Genomic DNA, 17267 nt, shown 5'->3' with positions numbered 1-17267 from the left:
GCCAGGGAGCGCTCTTGGAGAGAGAACGAAACTTTTTGCCTTTTAGCGATCCACCGGCAGCATGAACGAACGCGTTTTGCTGCGCAAGATGTAGACGCCCTTGCCAAAGCCAGCATTTTTCATCGTTTTTTGCATATTCGGCACATCGTTTTCGATGATTTCAACAAAACCGAGGCGCTTGCCCGCAAGGCTATAAACATTGTACTTGCCAGCGGTAGTTGAGAGGCGAAGTGCCGTCGTTAAACCAACTGAGGGTTCCGCAATTTTCTTGAGCGTGACATTATCGAGCGTGAGCGTACCCGTCGAGGCGCCCGCATTGAAACTCAAGCGAGAATCTTTATCGGTGGTGGCGGTCATCTGGAACTGGAAGGAATACTTCTTGGATTCCGTGCCGAGTTCGAAATTTGCCTTTTCGGTGAGGTAGCTTGCCCACGGATCCGTGTGCTGCTCCACGTTCACTTCGAGCGTGCGGGAGGCGCCAGCGCTAGCATCAAAACTCACTTCATACCACTGACCTTTTTCGAGGTGCAAGTCGTGCTGGATGAGCTGCACTTGGTAATTCTGGTCGCCAACGGCGGTGATGTTAAAATTGTACTTGCCGTTTTTCACATCGCCTGTTGCGGCGGCACTGCCGTGAGTCTGCAAAGTCCAGGCGACATCGGTCGAATCGAAACCGCCGTTGAAAATGCTGTCGCGGTCGGTCGGCACCTGAATTGGCGGCGGAAGCGAAGAGCCGTCCAGCGAATAATTCTTGACAAAATTCCAGATTTCAACACTCGTATTGACGCTGACGGCCTCGTCCATGGAATACCAATGGCCCTTGCCAGCAATCGTGAGCAAACGGACTTCGACATTGTCGTTGCAGCCGCTCCAGACTTCGAGAGAGGCGGCAGAACCCGGCTTGCTTGATGGATACGGCTTTGTGACCTTGGAACTTGAAGAGCATTTTTGCGCAGAGACCCAGCCCTTGAGGGTATTCACGGTGCTGTTGTAATTCACCACGTCATCGGAAGTGCCGTGGGTATGCATAATCGGCATGGCGCGCTTGGGCGAGTTCACGCCACCGCCACCAGAAACCGGGGCAATGGCTGCAATCATATCGCCCATCTTGTTTGCCGCATGGTAGCTCATCATGCCGCCCATCGAGAATCCCGAAACATACACGCGATTTTTATCAATGCCGTACTTGTTGTACATTTCGTTGATAATAGCCTTGAGGAAATTGATGTCCTTGTCACCACCGATGTCCCAGGCCTTGTTTTGACCGTTCGGGAACACGACCACAAATCGTGCGGTATCGGCAATCGGTTCCCACTTGGCGGCGTTCTGCTGATACGGGGCATCCTGATTCATTCCGTGCATCTGGATAATAAGCGGACGGCCCTTTTCGATATTTCTCGGAGCATACACATTCATGGTACGGTTCGTGCCGTTCACATTAATGTTGTCTGCAAATGAAAAAGTCGCGAAGCCAGCCAAGGCGACAACCGTCAAGGCGCAGTGCGCCTTCTTGAAGATTTTACCAAACATTCCTCTACTCCTTGAGGTTTATTTCCCATTTTACCTATGAAGAAAATACCTTTTGGATTGGCGATTATCACTTAGCGGTAAACATTTTCCATTGCGGTTTTGACAATGGGTTGAGGGGATAAAATGTGTAGTGGGGGGTGTTTACAGAACAACCAAAAACGGTCAGGATATACACGCAGGAAAGCAAGCTTTCCGAGATGTGATTCTGGCCTCTTGGTTGTTCTGGAAATGTGTGATAGGGTGTTTTAAGAACAACCAAAACGGGCTGGAAATGCATATTTGAAAACTTCGTTTTCAATATGCGCTTCCAGCCCTTGGGGGTGTTTGAGGAGCTATGAATAAACTATAGAGATTACTTTGTTACGGAGAGGCGGAGGGTGGTGCCGGTGGTGAGGGACTTGACGACGTACACGCCGTTTTCCTTCACGAGGCTGTTCACCTTGCTACGCACATCGAAACTGTTGGAGGCTTCGACGCGACCGACAAACTTACCGTTCAAACCATAGACGCTATAAGACTGTACGCCTTGCACATTATGGAGAACGCCCTTTGCCAAGCCAACAATGGGATCCGGATCCGTTGCATTCGCACCCTTCACAAATGTAAAGTAGTCGATATCAAGCCAGGAGCCAACAACCGTGAAGCGGAGTACATGTTCGCCTTCCGGGAGTTTTACGTTTGCTTTTACCTTGTTATAATCGTCATAATTTTCTTCGCCGGAACTTGCGGCAGGCACCGCAATTTCTTCGGTGATATCCTTACCATCCAAGGAGAGCTTGAAGCTCGAGGTGTTGCCCGCTGCTGCGACAGCCGCAAACATGGTGTAATCTCCCGCTTCCTTTACGTTCACGGTATATTCGAGCCAGTCGCCTTCGCTGTTATAGCCCACAATGACACCGGTTGCCTTCTTGTAAAGGTCAACGCCCGTGCCCTTGCGGTAGTCGCTATCGCCGTGGTTTTCGGAATCGCCATCATAGTAAGAGGAACCATCTTTGCCCTTGCCCGGCACGTCAAAGTTTTCAGCTTCAATCTTGCCCGGGATTGCATTTGCAGGGCAGTTTTCGCCTGCAGCGCAGAACGGAGTCTGCGGAACAGGTTCAGAACCAGCGCCGTCGAGATAAATTTCATCGTTCACATCGGTACCGACCTTGAACCAGTCGAAGTCCGCATAGCCGCCGGCCTGCTTGGTAGCCATGTTAAAGAGGCCCCAACGCACGCCCACGAACATGTGGAGGTCATAATTGAGCTTCACATCGCTACCAATCTTTGTCCAAGTGTTGCCATCGGTGCTGTAGTAGAAATATGCAGTACCGCGGTCAATGGGCAAATCGAAATCAATTCGCAAATAAACCTTGGAGTCCGAAAGAGCTTGGCTTGCAGCTTGTCTTTCGCCGTCCTTGTTTCCAGTGTACATCACAACCTTGTAGTTGCCGTTTTCCTTAGCAAGCGCGACAAAGCCCTTGTCATCCTGCAAAGCAACGAGGCCCGCCATGTCTCCATCCTTCATGCCCTTGCCGTCAACAAGCGTACGGCCAGAACTCTTAGGGCCAAAGGAACGCTGTGTCAAAGTGTTCTTTGCATTCACGACGCGGCTATCGGTGCGGCCTGTTGTAATGCGGAAGTAACCCGGATTTGCAGACAAGCTCCAATTCTTGTTGTCGGGGTTATGGTTAAACTGCCATTCGAGAGCAAGTTCGCCAGATTCAAAGTCGTCGCTGGTGACCATGCCATAGCCCGGAAGCGGAGATTCCGGCAAGTCAATTGTCGAAGGAGCCTTGGAGCCGCTCGTAGGCACTGGCCAACCATCCTTCCATTCCATCGGCACCAGGTGCGACATACGGCCAACCGGGCCGGAATCGCGGAACAGGAGTGCATACCATTTGCCATCCGGCGTATCGAAAATGCCACCCTGCGCAACACCGTTATCAGAGAGGAAAACTCTTCCTGTATATCCGCTCAAGAGGTTCTTAGAACGGTAAACCACTTCGGTACGGCAGGAACCGTTCGGCCAAGAAATCGTGAACAGATAGTATTCGCCGTTTACCTTTTCCATGTGCGAGCCTTCCTGCTGCACGATATAGCCGCTCTTGCCGGTCGCTTGGTTCACGCTCACGCCGCCGAGCTTACCGCTACGGCCACCAGCCTTCACGCCGCTAGCATCATCGTTCAACTGCACGTAGCTAATCTGGTCGCCGCTGCCGTAGAACACCCAAACAGTGCCATCGTCATCGAAGAACAAAGAGGGGTCGTGATAGAACGGGAGCTGCACTTCGGACCACTGGCCACTTTCCACATCGGCGGTCTTGTACAAATGAGTTTTGCCCGTCGTGTAAGACGGGGTCAGCACGTAGAAAAATCCCTTGTGGTAGCGGATGCTCGATGCCCAGGAGCCCTTACCGTAGGCATCCTTGCCGCCATTCAAATTCTGCTGGTCATTGTTGGTGAGCGTCTGGTAGGCATAACCCACCGTGCGCCACTGCGCCAAATCCGTGCTCTTGAAAACAGGCACGCCAGGCGCAAAGTGCATGGTCGTTGTGACCATGTAATAAGCATCGTCGACGCGGACAATCGAGGGGTCCGGGCTATCGACGTACATAATCGGGTTATTGACCGATACTGCAAAGCTATTCACCACGGCAAAGCCAGCGACAACGGCTGCAGCTTTTGCCATCTTACTAAACAATCCCATAATCACTCCTTTTCCAACCTAACTGGATATGATCTACAAGTATAATCTACCCCTTTTACATGGTTTTTACCCGCAATCGTACGCCCTTTTTATGGATTTTTTGTCAATAACACCCCATTACAACCCCGAAAACGTGTCGAAAACCGCGCCTCTTTTGTAAAAATTCCTTTTCGCAATTTTCACAACGCTTTATAATTTTTCACAACACCATTTCGCAACACCTAGGAAACATCCATCTATATTTTGTACAGGTCTAGCGAAGATCGTGGGGGATTTGGTTGGACCGGGTGGATGAATAGAGTTTGGAATGTTTAACTATAAAAAGGAGTCGCTATGACCATGTTTAAATCCATGGCATTCGCAGGAACAGTAGCAGCACTCAGCTCACTGTCTTTCGCTTGGAGTATCGATGGCGTCGTATCATCGAAGGCCGGACAACCTCTTTCCGGTGTAAAAATTTCATCTTTCAACTATGCTGGCTTAGAAGCCGTTTCGGCAGCTGATGGCAAATTCGCCCTCTCCTATGACGACGGTGTCGGTTTGCAGATGCTCAAGTCTGTTCAGGCTCACGTCGGTTTCAACCACAATGTTATTACCATTTCGGGCATCAAGGCCCAGACGCTTACCGTTTCTGTCATGGACGCTCTTGGCAAGGTCGCTTTCTCCAGAACGCTCCACAACGTTTTTGGTCTCGCCACGTTCGACTTGAACAAAACAAATGCTAGAGGCGCCAAATACATCCGCATCAATGCCGATGGTAACCGCAACACTTATCAGCTCGGCAAGAACGTGACCCTCATGAAGGATGGCGACCCGCTGCCGACCCTCATGTTCGCGAAGGAAGGCTACAACAACTTCACCTACACGATGAAAAGCTTTACCGAAAGCAACGTCCAGATTACGATGGATGTCGCTTCCGCTCAGCAGTCCAGCTCCAGCCAGGCAATCGCATCGAGTTCTTCTGCCAAGCCGGAATCTAGCGCAGCCTCTTCCAGCAGCGCGAAAATTGAAGAAGTCATCAACTGCACTGGCAAGACTTACCAGGCTGGCGACCACAAGATGTCCGTGAACGTCGACGGCAAGAATCGTACGTTCATCATGCACGTGCCGAGCGCCTACAAGGGCGACAAGCCGGTACCTCTCGTTGTGGACTACCATCCGGTTATGGGTAGCGGCCAGGGCCAGCTCAGCGGTACCACTTACAAGGCTCAGACAGACCCCGAAGGCGTTATCTCTCTGTACCCCGATGGCACGAAGTCTGCTGACTCCAGAAAGATGGGTCCGGGTTGGAACGTTGGTCCTTGCTGCTCCGACGATGACGACGTGAAGTTCTCTCGCGAAATGATCAAGTCTGTCGAAGAAAAGGTTTGCATCGACAAGAAGCGCGTTTACGCAACCGGTTTCTCGATGGGTGGCGGTATGAGTAACCATGTGGCATGCTTCATGTCTGATGTGTACGCCGCAGTTGCTCCTGCAGGTATGGACTTGAACAAGACCAACAGCGCAACCTGTAATCCGGAACGTCCGATTTCCATCATCATGTTCCGCGGCACAAACGACAACGTCTGCCGTTACCAGGGTGGCGATAGCGGATTTAACGACGGCTTGAACTTCTTGGGTGCCGAAGGCAACTTCCAGTTCTGGGCACAAAAGAACGGTTGCACAGGCTCTCCGTCCAAGAACTCCAACGGCTGTAACGAATACTCCAACTGCAAGGACGGCACGAAGGTTGTGCTCTGCACCAAGCAGGGTGGTGGTCATGAACAGGGCGATGGCAAGGTCGGTTGGCCGTTCCTGAAGTCCTTCACGTTGCCGTAATGAATTTGATTTCATAATTCATCCTATATACACCAAAATCGCTCCGGGCAACCGGAGCGATTCTTTTTTGCTTTGAATGCGCCGGGCAGCCGCCCCTGCACACTGCACAGAAAAAAGCCCCAGCTTTCGCCGGAGCCCTTGTAGGAGTCACACTAATTTTTCCCGTGTATTATTCTCTCATTTTATTTTATTAGCCGTACACAAGCCCAAGAGCAACTGCGACGACAAAGAAGAAAGCTATTTGCTTTACAACTACCAACTCGCTTTTATTCATGAATTACCACCTTTTTCGTAAGAGACTTGCTTCCGCTTTGACGAACAAAGAACACGCCCTTTGCCTGCTTGCGGAGATTTGCGTTGGTCTTCACAAGTTCAATGGCGGCATCCATGCCCTTAGCGGTAAATGAACCAAGTTTAATGCCCTGCATGTCGAACACGTTATAGTTGCTTTCGGCTTCGGTCATGCTATAGCGGATATCCTTGAGTCCGATTTCCGGCTGAGAGCTCACTTCCTTGAATTCAACGTAGTCGATATCAATCCAGTCATTGGTGATTTCGAGCTTGAGTTCGTGTTCGCCCTTGGTGAGCGTTACCTTGCCACCTTCCACTTCGGTAAATGTATCAAAGCCCTTGCCTTCGTTTGCAATTTCCGTACCGACCTTCTTGTCATCGATGTAGAGGACAAAGCTACCGGTTCCGTTTTCGCCAGCGACATTGGCTGTAATTCCGTAGTCGCCATCGGCTTCAACATTCACGGTGTACTTGAGCCATTCAGACTTTTGGCAGTGACCGACGACAATGCCCATGTTCGGCTGGTAAATATCGACATCGTTCTTACGGAGCTTACCGCCTTCGTTGCCCTTGCTCAAATCGTAATAGGCCTTGTCGGCGCCGCCCTTGTTGTAGTTTTCAGCTTCGACCTTGCCAGGGATTTCAATCGGGTCCGTGTACGGGCCATATTCCTCGGGCGGTTCATCCGGAACCGTAGACTGGCTCGGGTCCACAAGGTTTACCGGCGGAGCATCCGGATCAATCGTCTTGTCGATAAGCTTGAGCATTTCGGAGCAGTAGCGCTTGCCAAGTTCAATCACGCCTGCACGGCCAAAGTGGTACGGATCCTTGCCGTTACCCTGCAAGCCCTTGGAAGAGGCAAGTCCGAACTTCTTGAAATTTTGCTTGAGCTGGGCAATGCCGCCGTTTTTGCTAGAGCAGCAGTTCTGGCCTTCCTGGAGGAGTTCGCCCGCCACAAACGGCACTTCGTTTTCGTCCAAGCCAAGCGCATCAATCACATCCTTGTAGGTCTTGTAAACCGTCTTACGCCAGTTGGCATCAGTTCCGTCACTTTCACCCTGATGGAAGATGAAGCCCTTGATGACGCCCACTTCCTTTGCCTTCTTGGCAAGTTCCAGAATGCGTCCCGGAGGGTTGTTGTCGTAATCCTTGGGCCAGCCCCAGTTCATGATGTCCTTGCCATCGCCCCTGAAATAAGCTTCGTACTGGTCCTTGTCGAAGGCGCGGATGCTCACAGCACCGATGGCAACCGGGATAATGCCCACGGTTACGCCCGGCAAGGAATCGGCCATAGCGCGGCCAAAGTAGTCCGCCGGGGAGAGGTTTTCGAACGGATGGAACATCGGAGGAATTGCCGGGTACCATTCGCCCGTCTTGATAGACTGATTCGTCTTGCCACTGCGTTGGCTTGCATTTGCATTGTGCGAGGCAAGCATGATAAAGTTCTTGGGCGGATTTGCCTGGTCCTCGGACGGTACGATATCGCCGTTGCCCGCCATGTTGGACTGCCCGTAAGCAATGTAAATATGGAAGTTCGGGTTCGGAGCCGCATTCGCCCCCACCGCAAACATAGAAAGCCCAGCAGCAACACCTGCATAGGCCAGGATTTTTTTCAATTTTCTTTCCACGCTCATTTTTATATCCCTTAATCCAAAATTTCTATAAAGAATCTACCCAAAAAAAGCCGTTTTGTAGCACAGCAGGGCTCCATATAATATGGACGTTTTGTCAATGAATTGCGAAATTCGCTCAAAAGCACCAATTTCACCGTACAAAAAGAGCCCCAACTTTCGCCAGGACCCTTCATGGAGTCTAGAATTATTCGAAAACGACAACCTTCTTGCTCATGAGCTTTGCGCCTTCCTTGCGCACAAAGAACACGCCCTTTGCCTGCTTGCGGAGCTTGGCATCCGTCTTGACGAGGTTCATCGCGTCGGCCATTCCCTTCGCGGTAAACGTCCCGAGCTTTTGGCCCTGCATGCTGTACACGCTAAAGTTGCTTTCGGCTTCAGTCATGTCAAAACGGACCTTTGCAATCGCGCTCGGCGGGTCTTCCTTCTTGGGCTCGCTGAACTGGATCCAGTCTATATTCACGTAGTTGGCGGTAATTTCGAGCTTGAGCACGTGCTTACCGGCCGTGAGCTTGACACCTTCCTTGACTGTAATCGTCTTATAGGTATCCCAGGAATTGTCAGCAGTCTGCGGCACAGAGACTTCATCGCCAATAGCCTTGTCGTCCATGTAGAGCTTGAATGCAGAGGTGGAATTGCCTGCGGCCACGCTAGCTTCGACGTTGTATTCGCCATCGGTCTTGACTTCGACCGTGTATTCGAGCCATTCGCCGGTCTGCGTGTAGCCAAGAGCAACGCCATCGCCCGCCTTGTACAAGTCTACGCCCGTATCCTTGCGGTAATCGGTATCACCGTGGTTTTCGGAATCTTCGTCACTGTAAGAGGCGTTACTCGTACCGTCTTCGTTCTTGCCGATACCCGGCTTGTCAAAATCTTCGACTTCGACCTTGCCCGGAATAGCAATCGGAGCACCCTTGAACGGTTCCTGCGGGACAGGGTCAACAGGCGCCACGTTGATGAGCTTGAGCATTTGCTGGGCATAACGCTCACCCATGCCGCGGTAGCCTTCTACGGTAAAGTGGAGGCCGTCACCTTTACTGCCGTAGCCCTTGGAGCTTGCCACGCCAAAATTCGCAATGTACTTGGAAAGCCCACGCACACGACTGCTAAAGCCAGCACACGAACCGCCATCCACCATTTCGCCCGCGACAAACGGAGTTTCTTCGGCATTCAGGCCAAGCTGCTTGAGCATGTATTCGTAAGTCTTCTTGACAATCTGTTCCCAGTTGCTCATGCCGCCATCAGTTTCGCCCTGGTGGAAGATGATGCCCTTGATGACGCCCTTTTCCTGAGCCTTCTTGGCAACTTCGATGATACGACCCATAGCATTGCCGTCGTCACCATAAGCCTTGGCTCCGTTTTTCAGCCAGCTTTCTGCAGAGTTGAGGTAATTCTTGTAATCGTCCGGGTCAAACAAGCGGATACTCGTACCGCCCTGTGCGACCGGAATAATGCCAATCGTCACGTCCGGGAGGGAATCCGCCATGTGGCGGCCAAACCAGTCCGCCACAGAAAGCCCCTGATTACACTTGAACATCGGAGGCACCGCAGGGTACATCTCACCTACCGTCGGGCGACCGAGATTCGAACAAGACGTCGTCGCAAACATCTTGACACGGGGATGTTCCTTGCCGTCGATATTCTTGTCGAAGTTCGTAGCGTTACCTTCCATGTTCGACTGCCCATAGGCAATGTAAATATGGAAGTTCGGATCCGGAGCGGCATTAGCACCCGTTACCGCAAACATGGAGAGGCCTGCAGCAACACCTGCAATGCCCATCAGCTTTTTGAAGCTCATTTCCACACTCATATCTATCTCCCTTTTAACAAACTCTTAAAAAAACAGGAGCCAATTGCTCGGCTCCCGTTTTTAGGAATATGAAATTATTTAGCCACAGAAATGCGGTAGGATTTGCCACCCAGCGACTTCACAAAGTAAATGCCGTTCTGACGCACCACGCTCTTGGTCATGCGCTGGACATCGGCCTTGGTCGTAGCGAGGAACTTGCCCACGAGCACGCCGTTCACGTCGAAGACACTGTAATTTTCGGCTTCGGTCGGCAAGCGGAAATTAGCACCGCGCAAACCAATCGTCTTATCGTCCGGATCGGCGGCGTCCTTGCCCTTTGCAAAGTTGAAGTAGTCGATATCGAACCAGGAACCCGTCACCGTCATGCGGAGAATATGTTCGCCAGCCGGGAGCGTTACGTTGGCCTTGACCTTCACAAAGTCATCGAAGCTCGTTCCCGAAAGTGCGACATTTTCTACAAGAGTTTTTCCATCCAAGGAGAGCGAGAAACCAGACGTCGAATTACTCGTAGCGACAGAAGCAAACATCGTGTAGTCGCCAGCTTCCTTCACATTCACGGAGTATTCGAGCCATTCGCCTTCTTCGTTATAGCCGACCACATAGCCAGTAGCCTTCTTGTAAATATCGACACCCGTGCCTTCGCGGTAGTTCGTTTCGCCACGGTCTTCGGAATCGTTTTCGCTATAAGACTTGTTGCCCTTGCCCGTACCCGGAACGTCAAAGTTTTCGGCTTCGATTTTGCCCGGGATTTCAGCGACCTTGCCACCAAACGGTTCGCGAGGTACAGGATCTGCCGGAGTGCCACTGCCCACGAGTGTCACAATGCAGTCCTTGTTGCTTGAATTGCCGGCATCCATGGTAATCGTCACGGAGCCATTCTTGACTTCGACTTCACCTTCGTACTTTGCATTTTTCGCTTCACTTGTCGTGTACACATGGAATGTCTGGACATCGGCACCCTTCACATTGACGGTCACAGTCTTGCTATTCTTGTAGTCGCGGTTCACGAGCACCACGATAACGCTATCGCCATCTTTGCTCTTGTATGCACTTGCAAAGACTTCCTTTTCGGGGTTTGCTGTAGCGCCCACGCGGACAGCACCCGGGCGGACAAAGCGCGCAAACTGGCTCATCACGTAACCGCGCTTAGAAATCTTGCCGATTTCGTTCTGCGGAATCTGGAGCTTGTTGCCAAAGTCCTTTTCCATGATGAGGCCGTAGCAACGACGGATGTACCACCAAGTGTACTGATTGAAATTGCCCACGACCATGGCGCGGTGGATTTCGTAAGCTACGTCCATGGCGTTCACGGTATCGCGCTTGTTGGCGTTCGCCTGGTCACCCGTATTCGTAATCGTGCGCCAGTAGTTACCGCTTCCCTGGCTTTCGGTATAGTGTTCCGTCATCCAGCGTTCGACTTTTTTCTGGTCAGCAAGGCTGTACTGGAAGAAGTTGTCCCCAGTCCTTCGGTCACTCGCGTAAAAATGCGCGCCGAGAATGTCCCAGTTCTTGAGGGCATTGGCATCGTTCAAGACCTTGTTGTAGAGGTTCTTGTCATAACGGAAGGATTCCGTCGAAATCACCTTCGCGCCATTCTTGCGCATCTTGTCGGCATAGCCCTTGGTGAAGTTGTAGATTTCGTCTGCACTCCAGCAGGCCCATTCACCGCACCAGTCCGGTTCGTTACTGATGGAGATGGCGTACAGGGGAACGCCCTGGTTCTTCATGTAATCGTTAAAGTTATTCAGGTGGTCCACATACTTCTGGTAATTCGAAGAAGCCATGTGCTGGTTCGCCCCTGCGTACGGCGATGTCCACGGAGTCGCATAAAGGATAAAGTCATCGCCGGCGTACTTTTTGGCATACTTTGCAGCCTGAACTTCCTTGTTGAAGTCATTGGAATTGGCGTAAACCGGAATACGGAGCGTGTTGAGGCCGATTGTGCCATCGCCCGTACCAAAAGCAAGCTTGGCATCGGCTTCGGAAAGGCCGCCACCGCCCTGCCACTGGTTGTGCACCATGCCACCAAAACCGCGAATCACCTGGTGTTCTTCGGTCACGTCAACGTTGACCGTCGAGGCAAAAGCAGGTATAGCAAAAACCAAACCGTAAGCGGCAGCCTTCAAGACTTCACCCATGCGCTTCATAGTAAATCTCCTAAAAAAGTAATCCCATATTTCTTCGTAATTTAAATTTATACCCCTCGCGCAAACATTTTACACCCCCAGAATAATTTTCCATTGTCAATTTGGTAATGAGGTTTACAATGCCGCAGCCGCAAAATAAACAAATGCGTAGGCCGAGCGTCGCGGATGCACACAGTTGCGTAAGGCGAGTGATGCAGGATTGCTCGCAAGCCTATATCCGAGCCTAGCAACTGGCATTTGCACATAGTGCAAATGCAAACACCTCGGAACGTTCGTCCCGAGGCGTAATGGCACCATTCAGCGCCATTAGGGTGTGTGGTTTAGGAGGACCTTTTGGGGAATCTTGAAAATTACGCTAAAGCAAACCGCTTTAGTCTCTCATTCAACATCCCATAAACTCCCTTGCAAGATTGCAAGACTTTCCACCTTAAAATTTAGGTTTCCCACCACCGAAAAACACATTTTCCCAAATTTTTATCATTGACATTTTGGTAACGAATCGCAACGAAAAAAGAGAAGCACGCGAGCTTCTCTTTTTGTAATGTTTGGATCCTATCGCTACGCTCCAGGATGACAGTGTGTTTAGGCATCAGGATGACAGAGCGTCACGTTCCTAGGTGACAGAGGTTGAATTATCTAGCGACAGAGGTCATGAAGGTCTTGTGACCGTCAACGCTCTTGAGCATGTAAACGCCCTTAGTGAATCCTGCACTCTGGAGGGCTTCGCCAGCCTTCTTTCCGGCGAGATCCACAGTGCCGAGCATTTTGCCGCTCACGCTATACACGCGGTAGACGCGAGAAGCATTAGCCTGGAACTTCACAGCAGGCTTGAGGCCCACTTCGCTCACTTCGCCGAGAGAGAACCAATCGACATTTACGTTGTCGCCCGTAATCACGAGACGAATCACGTGCGTGCCCTTGGTAAGTTTCGCCTTGCCACCTTCGAATTCCTTATAGACGCTCCAGTCCTCGCCAGTCTGCGGAACCGTAATGGTATCGCCAATAGCCTTGCCATCGGCCAAGAAGCAGAAGCTTGCGCTTTCCATACCAGTAGAAGCCGAGGCCTTAATCGCATAATCACCGTCTTCCGGAACTTCGACCGTATATTCGAGCCATTCGCCAGAAGCGGTATAGCCAATCGCCATGCCCGTACCACCTTCGACAATGTCAACGCCCTGGTCTTCGCGGAACTTGGCATCGCCCTGGTTTGCCTTTTCGTTATCGCTGTAAGAATCCACATCGCCACCGCGGCCAACGCCCGGGATGTCGTACTTTTCAGCTTCAATCTTTGCCGGGAGCGTCACAGCCTTTTCGCCATACGGTTTCTGCGGTTCCGGAGGAGTCGTGCCGCTACCTTCAAAGCCCCATGCCTTAATTGCCATGGTGGAGTCCTGAGAGCCCTTGAACACGAGGAAAATTTCATCTACGATGCCCTTGAGACCGGTCACTTCGCAGGAATTTTCTGCAAAAGTGTTCTTGTTGCCGGTATTCTTGAGCGTACAAGTGCCAGCGAGCGTACCTGTAGCAGAGCCCGAATGAATTTCAATCTTGTTGCCATCAGCAGCGCTTGCAGCCTGAACCACAAAGCCCGTTGCCGCCGTACCAAAGTCCACGCCACTCACGCGAATCCAGGATTCCTTCGTGGAAAGCGGGAGCAAGAGGTGTTCTGCGACCTTGCCCGGAGTCCAGTTCGAACGGCTGCGGATGCCTTTCTGCTTGGAACTCGTCAAAGCTGGATACCAGTCATACGGATCGAAGTTTTCAATCTGCTTCGGGCCTTCCTTCGTGAAGGTCAGTTCCTTCATGGTACCGTCACCGTTGTAGAAAAACTCGTCAACACTCACGCTGCGGTGGAATGCCGGCACCGGATTCGGGCGACCATCATCGGCCGGGATTTTTTCCAAGCCTTCGTAACCATTTGCAATGCGGCGGTCATGGTAAGCCACGTACCAGTGGCCCTTGAATTCGGCAATGCCATGGTGGTTATTGTTGTTGGCGTTGATGTTCTGACCGCCAATGTTCGGGTTCCCCATGAAGATACCCTTATATTCGTAAGGGCCCATCGGGTTCTTGGACATACCGTAGGCAATGCGCAAATCCGCCGTACTGTAAGAGAGATAGTAATTACCCTTATACTTGTGGATGTAAGAGGCTTCCATCGCCTTCGGGCCACCAATCTTCAATTGGGTCTTGGAGCCGACATCGAAGCCCTTCATATCCTTGTTCAACTTGTAGATATTGAAGATATTGTTGTTATTGTTGGCTGCCGGGCGGCTATTGCTTTCACCACCGCCAAACGTGAAATAGCCTTGGCCATCGTCATCGAAGAAGATTGCCGGGTCAAAACACCAGCCAATGCCGTCGCAGTCGGCAAGACCGCCACCCCAGTTGTTGATGAGTTTCTTGTTGCCAGAGACCGGGTTTGTCCACGGGCCTGCAATGCTATCGGCACCGATAAGGCCGATACCGCCGCCACCGCCATCCGGGAACACAATGTAAAGTCTGTGGTCATTCGGGTTCACCGCAATGCCAGACGCCCAGATATCGCCAATGCCATCGACCTTGCGGGCATCGTAAATGATACCGAAGTCGGTCCAGTTCTTCATATCCTTCGTGCGGAAACCGTAAAGGGCCTTGATATTATAGCCATTGGCATTCGATGCAGCAGGGTCATCCGAGTCGGTTATGACATAGAAATAAGTATCATCGGCAGCGGCACCCGGGTCGGCCAAGTAATGGTAAGCCGAAATCGGGTTATCGGCAAGTGCGCCAACACCAAAACCGGCGAGCAAGCCTGCCATCGTTAAACGTTTCAGTAATCTCATTGTTCACTCCTTGGGATCGACCAAACACACCGCCATCCCGTTTTTTATAAAACTACCCTCAGAAACGCCAAAAGACCCACGAAAAATCGTAGGTCTCATGGATAAAAAATCCAAAACTGTCATTCCCGCCTCCGAGCGGGAATCACCCTCTTGAAAGGAGATGCCCGATCAAGTCGGGCATGACATCCTTAGCGAGTGGTGCGGACTCTTGCCACCGCGCCGTTTTGACGGTTACGGATGATGCAAACGCCCTGCACATTCCTGGACTGCGGATTTTCGCGCCAGAGCTTCTTGGCTTCGTGAATATTGCGGGCCGTGAAGCTAGAAACCTTCTTGCCGGTCAAATCGAACACGTCGAAGTTTGCGACTGCATCGGCACCAAGCACCCTGAAGCCCTTGAGAGCAATCGTTTCTTCGTCCGGGTCCTTGGCATCCTTCCCTTTAGCAAACGTCATATAGTCGATATCGAACCAGTCACCCGTAATGGCAAAACGGAGGATATGTTCACCGGCCGGGAGCGTCACGTTAGCCTTGACCTTGATAAAGTCATCCCAGCTATCGCCAGCAACCGGAACTTCAGCAACAGACTTGCCATCAATGGAAAGCGTAAAGCTAGCCGTAGAATTATCCGTTGCCACAGAAGCAAACATCGTGTAGTCGCCATCATCCTTGACATTCACGGTATATTCGAGCCATTCACCAGACTGGTTATAGCCCACGACGTAGCCCGTAGCCTTCTTGTAGATATCGACGCCAGTGTCTTCGCGGTAGCTCTTGCCACCATTTTCAACGCCATGGTCTTCGGAATCGTTTTCGCTGTAAGACTTGATTTCGCTACCGCGGCCAGAGCCCGGAATGTCGAAGTCTTCCATTTCAATCTTGCCCGGAATATCCCAAGCCTTGCCGCTAAACGGCTTCTGCGGTTCCGGCGGAGTCGTGCCACTGCCTTCGAAACCCCAAGCCTTGATAGCCATGGTAGAGTCCCTGTCGCCCTTGAACACGAGGAACAACTGCTTTACAATGCCCTTGAGGCCTTCAACTTCGCACTTGTTTTCGGCATAGGTATTCTTGTTGCCAGTATTCTTGAGCGTGCAAGTACCAGCGAGCGTACCCGTTGCAGAACCAGTGCGGATTTCAATCTTGTTGTTATCGGCAGCGCTTGCAGCTTCGACTGTGAAGCCCGTTGCAGCCGTACCAAAATCAACACCCGAAACGCGGAGCCAGGATTCCTTAGAGGAAAGCGGGAGCAACACGTGTTCGGCAGCCTTGCCCTGCACAAAGTTAGAGCGGCTGCGGATGCCCTTCTGCTTGGAGCTCGTGAGTGCCGGATACCAATCGTACGGGTCAAAGTTTTCAATCTGTGCCGGACCTTCATCCGTCACCTTCACCGTCTGAATGGTGCCGTCAGCATTGTAGAACATTTCGTCTACGGAAACGCTACGGTGATAGCCTTCGTTCGGTTTCGGCTGACCGTCATCGGCCGGAATAATTTCCAGGCCGTTATGGCCCTTGGCAATACGGCGGTCATGATAGACAACATAAGAGTGGCCCTTGAATTCGGCAATACCATGGTGGTTATTGTTGCCGTTGATGCTACGACCGTTCATGCTCGGGTCACCGAGAATCGTGCCCTTCCAGGTGTAAGGACCCATTACGTTGTTAGATGTGCCATAGTCAATCGTCGGAGCGCCCTGCTGCCAGCCAGTACTGTAAGAGAAGTAGTAAGTACCCTTGTGCTTGTGGATGTAAGAAGCTTCGAGCATTTTGCGGGTCGGCAAGTTGTTCACCTTCACATGGGAACCGTTGCCCACCGGGGCGTTCTTGGCATCGTTCAACTTGACAATGTCGAAGTTATCAGTGTTTGGACGGCTAGTGCTTTCGCCGCCGCCCCATGTCACGTAGGTGGTTCCGTCGTCATCGATAAAGATACCCGGGTCAAAGCACCAGGAAACGCCATCGCAACCGATAATGCCACGGCCACCAACAAGCTTATCCTTGCCCTGGCCCACAGCATTTGTCCAAGGACCTTCAATAGCAGGCGCCTTGATGTAGCCAATGCCGCCGCCACCGCCATCCGGGAACACGATGTAGAATGTACCGTTGTGGACTGCAATGCCAGAAGCCCAGATGTCGTTAATGCCACTTACCTTGCGGGCATCGTAAATAATGCCGTAGTCGGTCCAGTTCTGCATATCCCTACTGCGGAATGCATAAAGGGCGTAAATCTTGTAACCGTTAGAATTGTACGGAGCCGGGTCATCGGAGTCCGTGATGATGTAGAAGTAATCATCGTCAGCAGCAGCACCCGGGTCAGCCAGGTAATGGTAAGTAGAAATTGGGTTATCGGCAAGCGCGCTTACTCCAAAGCCCGCCAGCAAACCAAACATCGTTGCTTTCTTAAGTAGTTTCATAACACTCCTTAGGATCGACCATACACCGTCAATCCATCCAATCTAAAAGTACCTCCAAAAAAACAAAACAGCCCTGAACACGCTAAAAGATTTATGGACAAAACGTCAACGAGTC

At 51.5% G+C, this 17267-nt stretch carries 8 protein-coding genes; 1 reads left to right on the top strand and 7 read right to left on the bottom strand.

The window, feature by feature from the left end; all coding sequences use genetic code 11:
- Positions 1–42: 42 nt before the first annotated feature.
- Both BUC30_RS10780 and BUC30_RS10775 read right to left on the bottom strand, forming a co-directional pair.
- Entirely contained in the window at positions 43–1530 is a 1488-nt protein-coding gene (locus BUC30_RS10780) for a carbohydrate binding domain-containing protein (protein ID WP_073424863.1), read from the bottom strand.
- 352 nt (positions 1531–1882) lie between these two features.
- Positions 1883–4219 carry a beta-xylosidase family glycoside hydrolase gene (locus BUC30_RS10775; RefSeq protein WP_073424862.1) on the bottom strand — a complete coding sequence of 779 codons (2337 nt, stop codon included), beginning with the start codon at positions 4217–4219 and terminating at the stop codon, positions 1883–1885.
- 333 nt (positions 4220–4552) lie between these two features.
- Here BUC30_RS10775 and BUC30_RS10770 point away from each other — a divergent pair, with 333 nt between their 5' ends.
- A complete protein-coding gene (locus BUC30_RS10770) occupies positions 4553–6037 on the top strand; it encodes a CE1 family esterase (RefSeq protein ID WP_073424861.1) in 1485 nt (494 codons plus the stop codon).
- Positions 6038–6303: 266 nt separating this feature from the next.
- On the opposite strand, the gene BUC30_RS10765 is transcribed toward BUC30_RS10770, so the two are convergent.
- The 5 genes from BUC30_RS10765 to BUC30_RS10745 form a co-directional block, all read right to left on the bottom strand.
- Entirely contained in the window at positions 6304–7944 is a 1641-nt protein-coding gene (locus tag BUC30_RS10765) for a sialate O-acetylesterase (RefSeq protein WP_244536592.1), read from the bottom strand.
- Positions 7945–8146: 202 nt separating this feature from the next.
- Positions 8147–9769 (bottom strand): sialate O-acetylesterase, encoded by a 1623-nt coding sequence (locus BUC30_RS10760; protein WP_073424859.1) that lies wholly within the window; start codon positions 9767–9769, stop codon positions 8147–8149.
- Between the two features lie 74 nt (positions 9770–9843).
- Complete coding sequence (locus BUC30_RS10755) at positions 9844–11916, bottom strand: carbohydrate-binding protein (protein ID WP_073424858.1); 2073 nt, start codon at positions 11914–11916, stop codon at positions 9844–9846.
- A 632-nt stretch (positions 11917–12548) separates the two neighbouring features.
- Positions 12549–14741 (bottom strand): carbohydrate-binding protein, encoded by a 2193-nt coding sequence (locus BUC30_RS10750; RefSeq protein ID WP_073424857.1) that lies wholly within the window; start codon positions 14739–14741, stop codon positions 12549–12551.
- Positions 14742–14929: 188 nt separating this feature from the next.
- Complete coding sequence (locus tag BUC30_RS10745) at positions 14930–17152, bottom strand: carbohydrate-binding protein (RefSeq protein ID WP_073424856.1); 2223 nt, start codon at positions 17150–17152, stop codon at positions 14930–14932.
- Between the last annotated feature and the right edge of the window lie 115 nt (positions 17153–17267).

This window comes from Fibrobacter sp. UWB7, from assembly GCF_900142945.1.
In the GTDB taxonomy this organism is placed as follows: Bacteria; Fibrobacterota; Fibrobacteria; order Fibrobacterales; family Fibrobacteraceae; genus Fibrobacter.
This window is presented reverse-complemented; position numbering and strand designations above follow the sequence as displayed.

What these genes read in the sequence shown, in the direction of transcription:
- BUC30_RS10780 (WP_073424863.1), bottom strand. Translation starts at nt 1,530, where the DNA reads ATGTTTGGTAAAATCTTCAAGAAGGCGCACTGCGCCTTGACGGTTGTC.
- BUC30_RS10770 (WP_073424861.1), top strand. Translation starts at nt 4,553, where the DNA reads ATGACCATGTTTAAATCCATGGCATTCGCAGGAACAGTAGCAGCACTC.
- BUC30_RS10750 (WP_073424857.1), bottom strand. Translation starts at nt 14,741, where the DNA reads ATGAGATTACTGAAACGTTTAACGATGGCAGGCTTGCTCGCCGGTTTT.
- BUC30_RS10755 (WP_073424858.1), bottom strand. Translation starts at nt 11,916, where the DNA reads ATGAAGCGCATGGGTGAAGTCTTGAAGGCTGCCGCTTACGGTTTGGTT.
- BUC30_RS10745 (WP_073424856.1), bottom strand. Translation starts at nt 17,152, where the DNA reads ATGAAACTACTTAAGAAAGCAACGATGTTTGGTTTGCTGGCGGGCTTT.
- BUC30_RS10760 (WP_073424859.1), bottom strand. Translation starts at nt 9,769, where the DNA reads ATGAGTGTGGAAATGAGCTTCAAAAAGCTGATGGGCATTGCAGGTGTT.
- BUC30_RS10775 (WP_073424862.1), bottom strand. Translation starts at nt 4,219, where the DNA reads ATGGGATTGTTTAGTAAGATGGCAAAAGCTGCAGCCGTTGTCGCTGGC.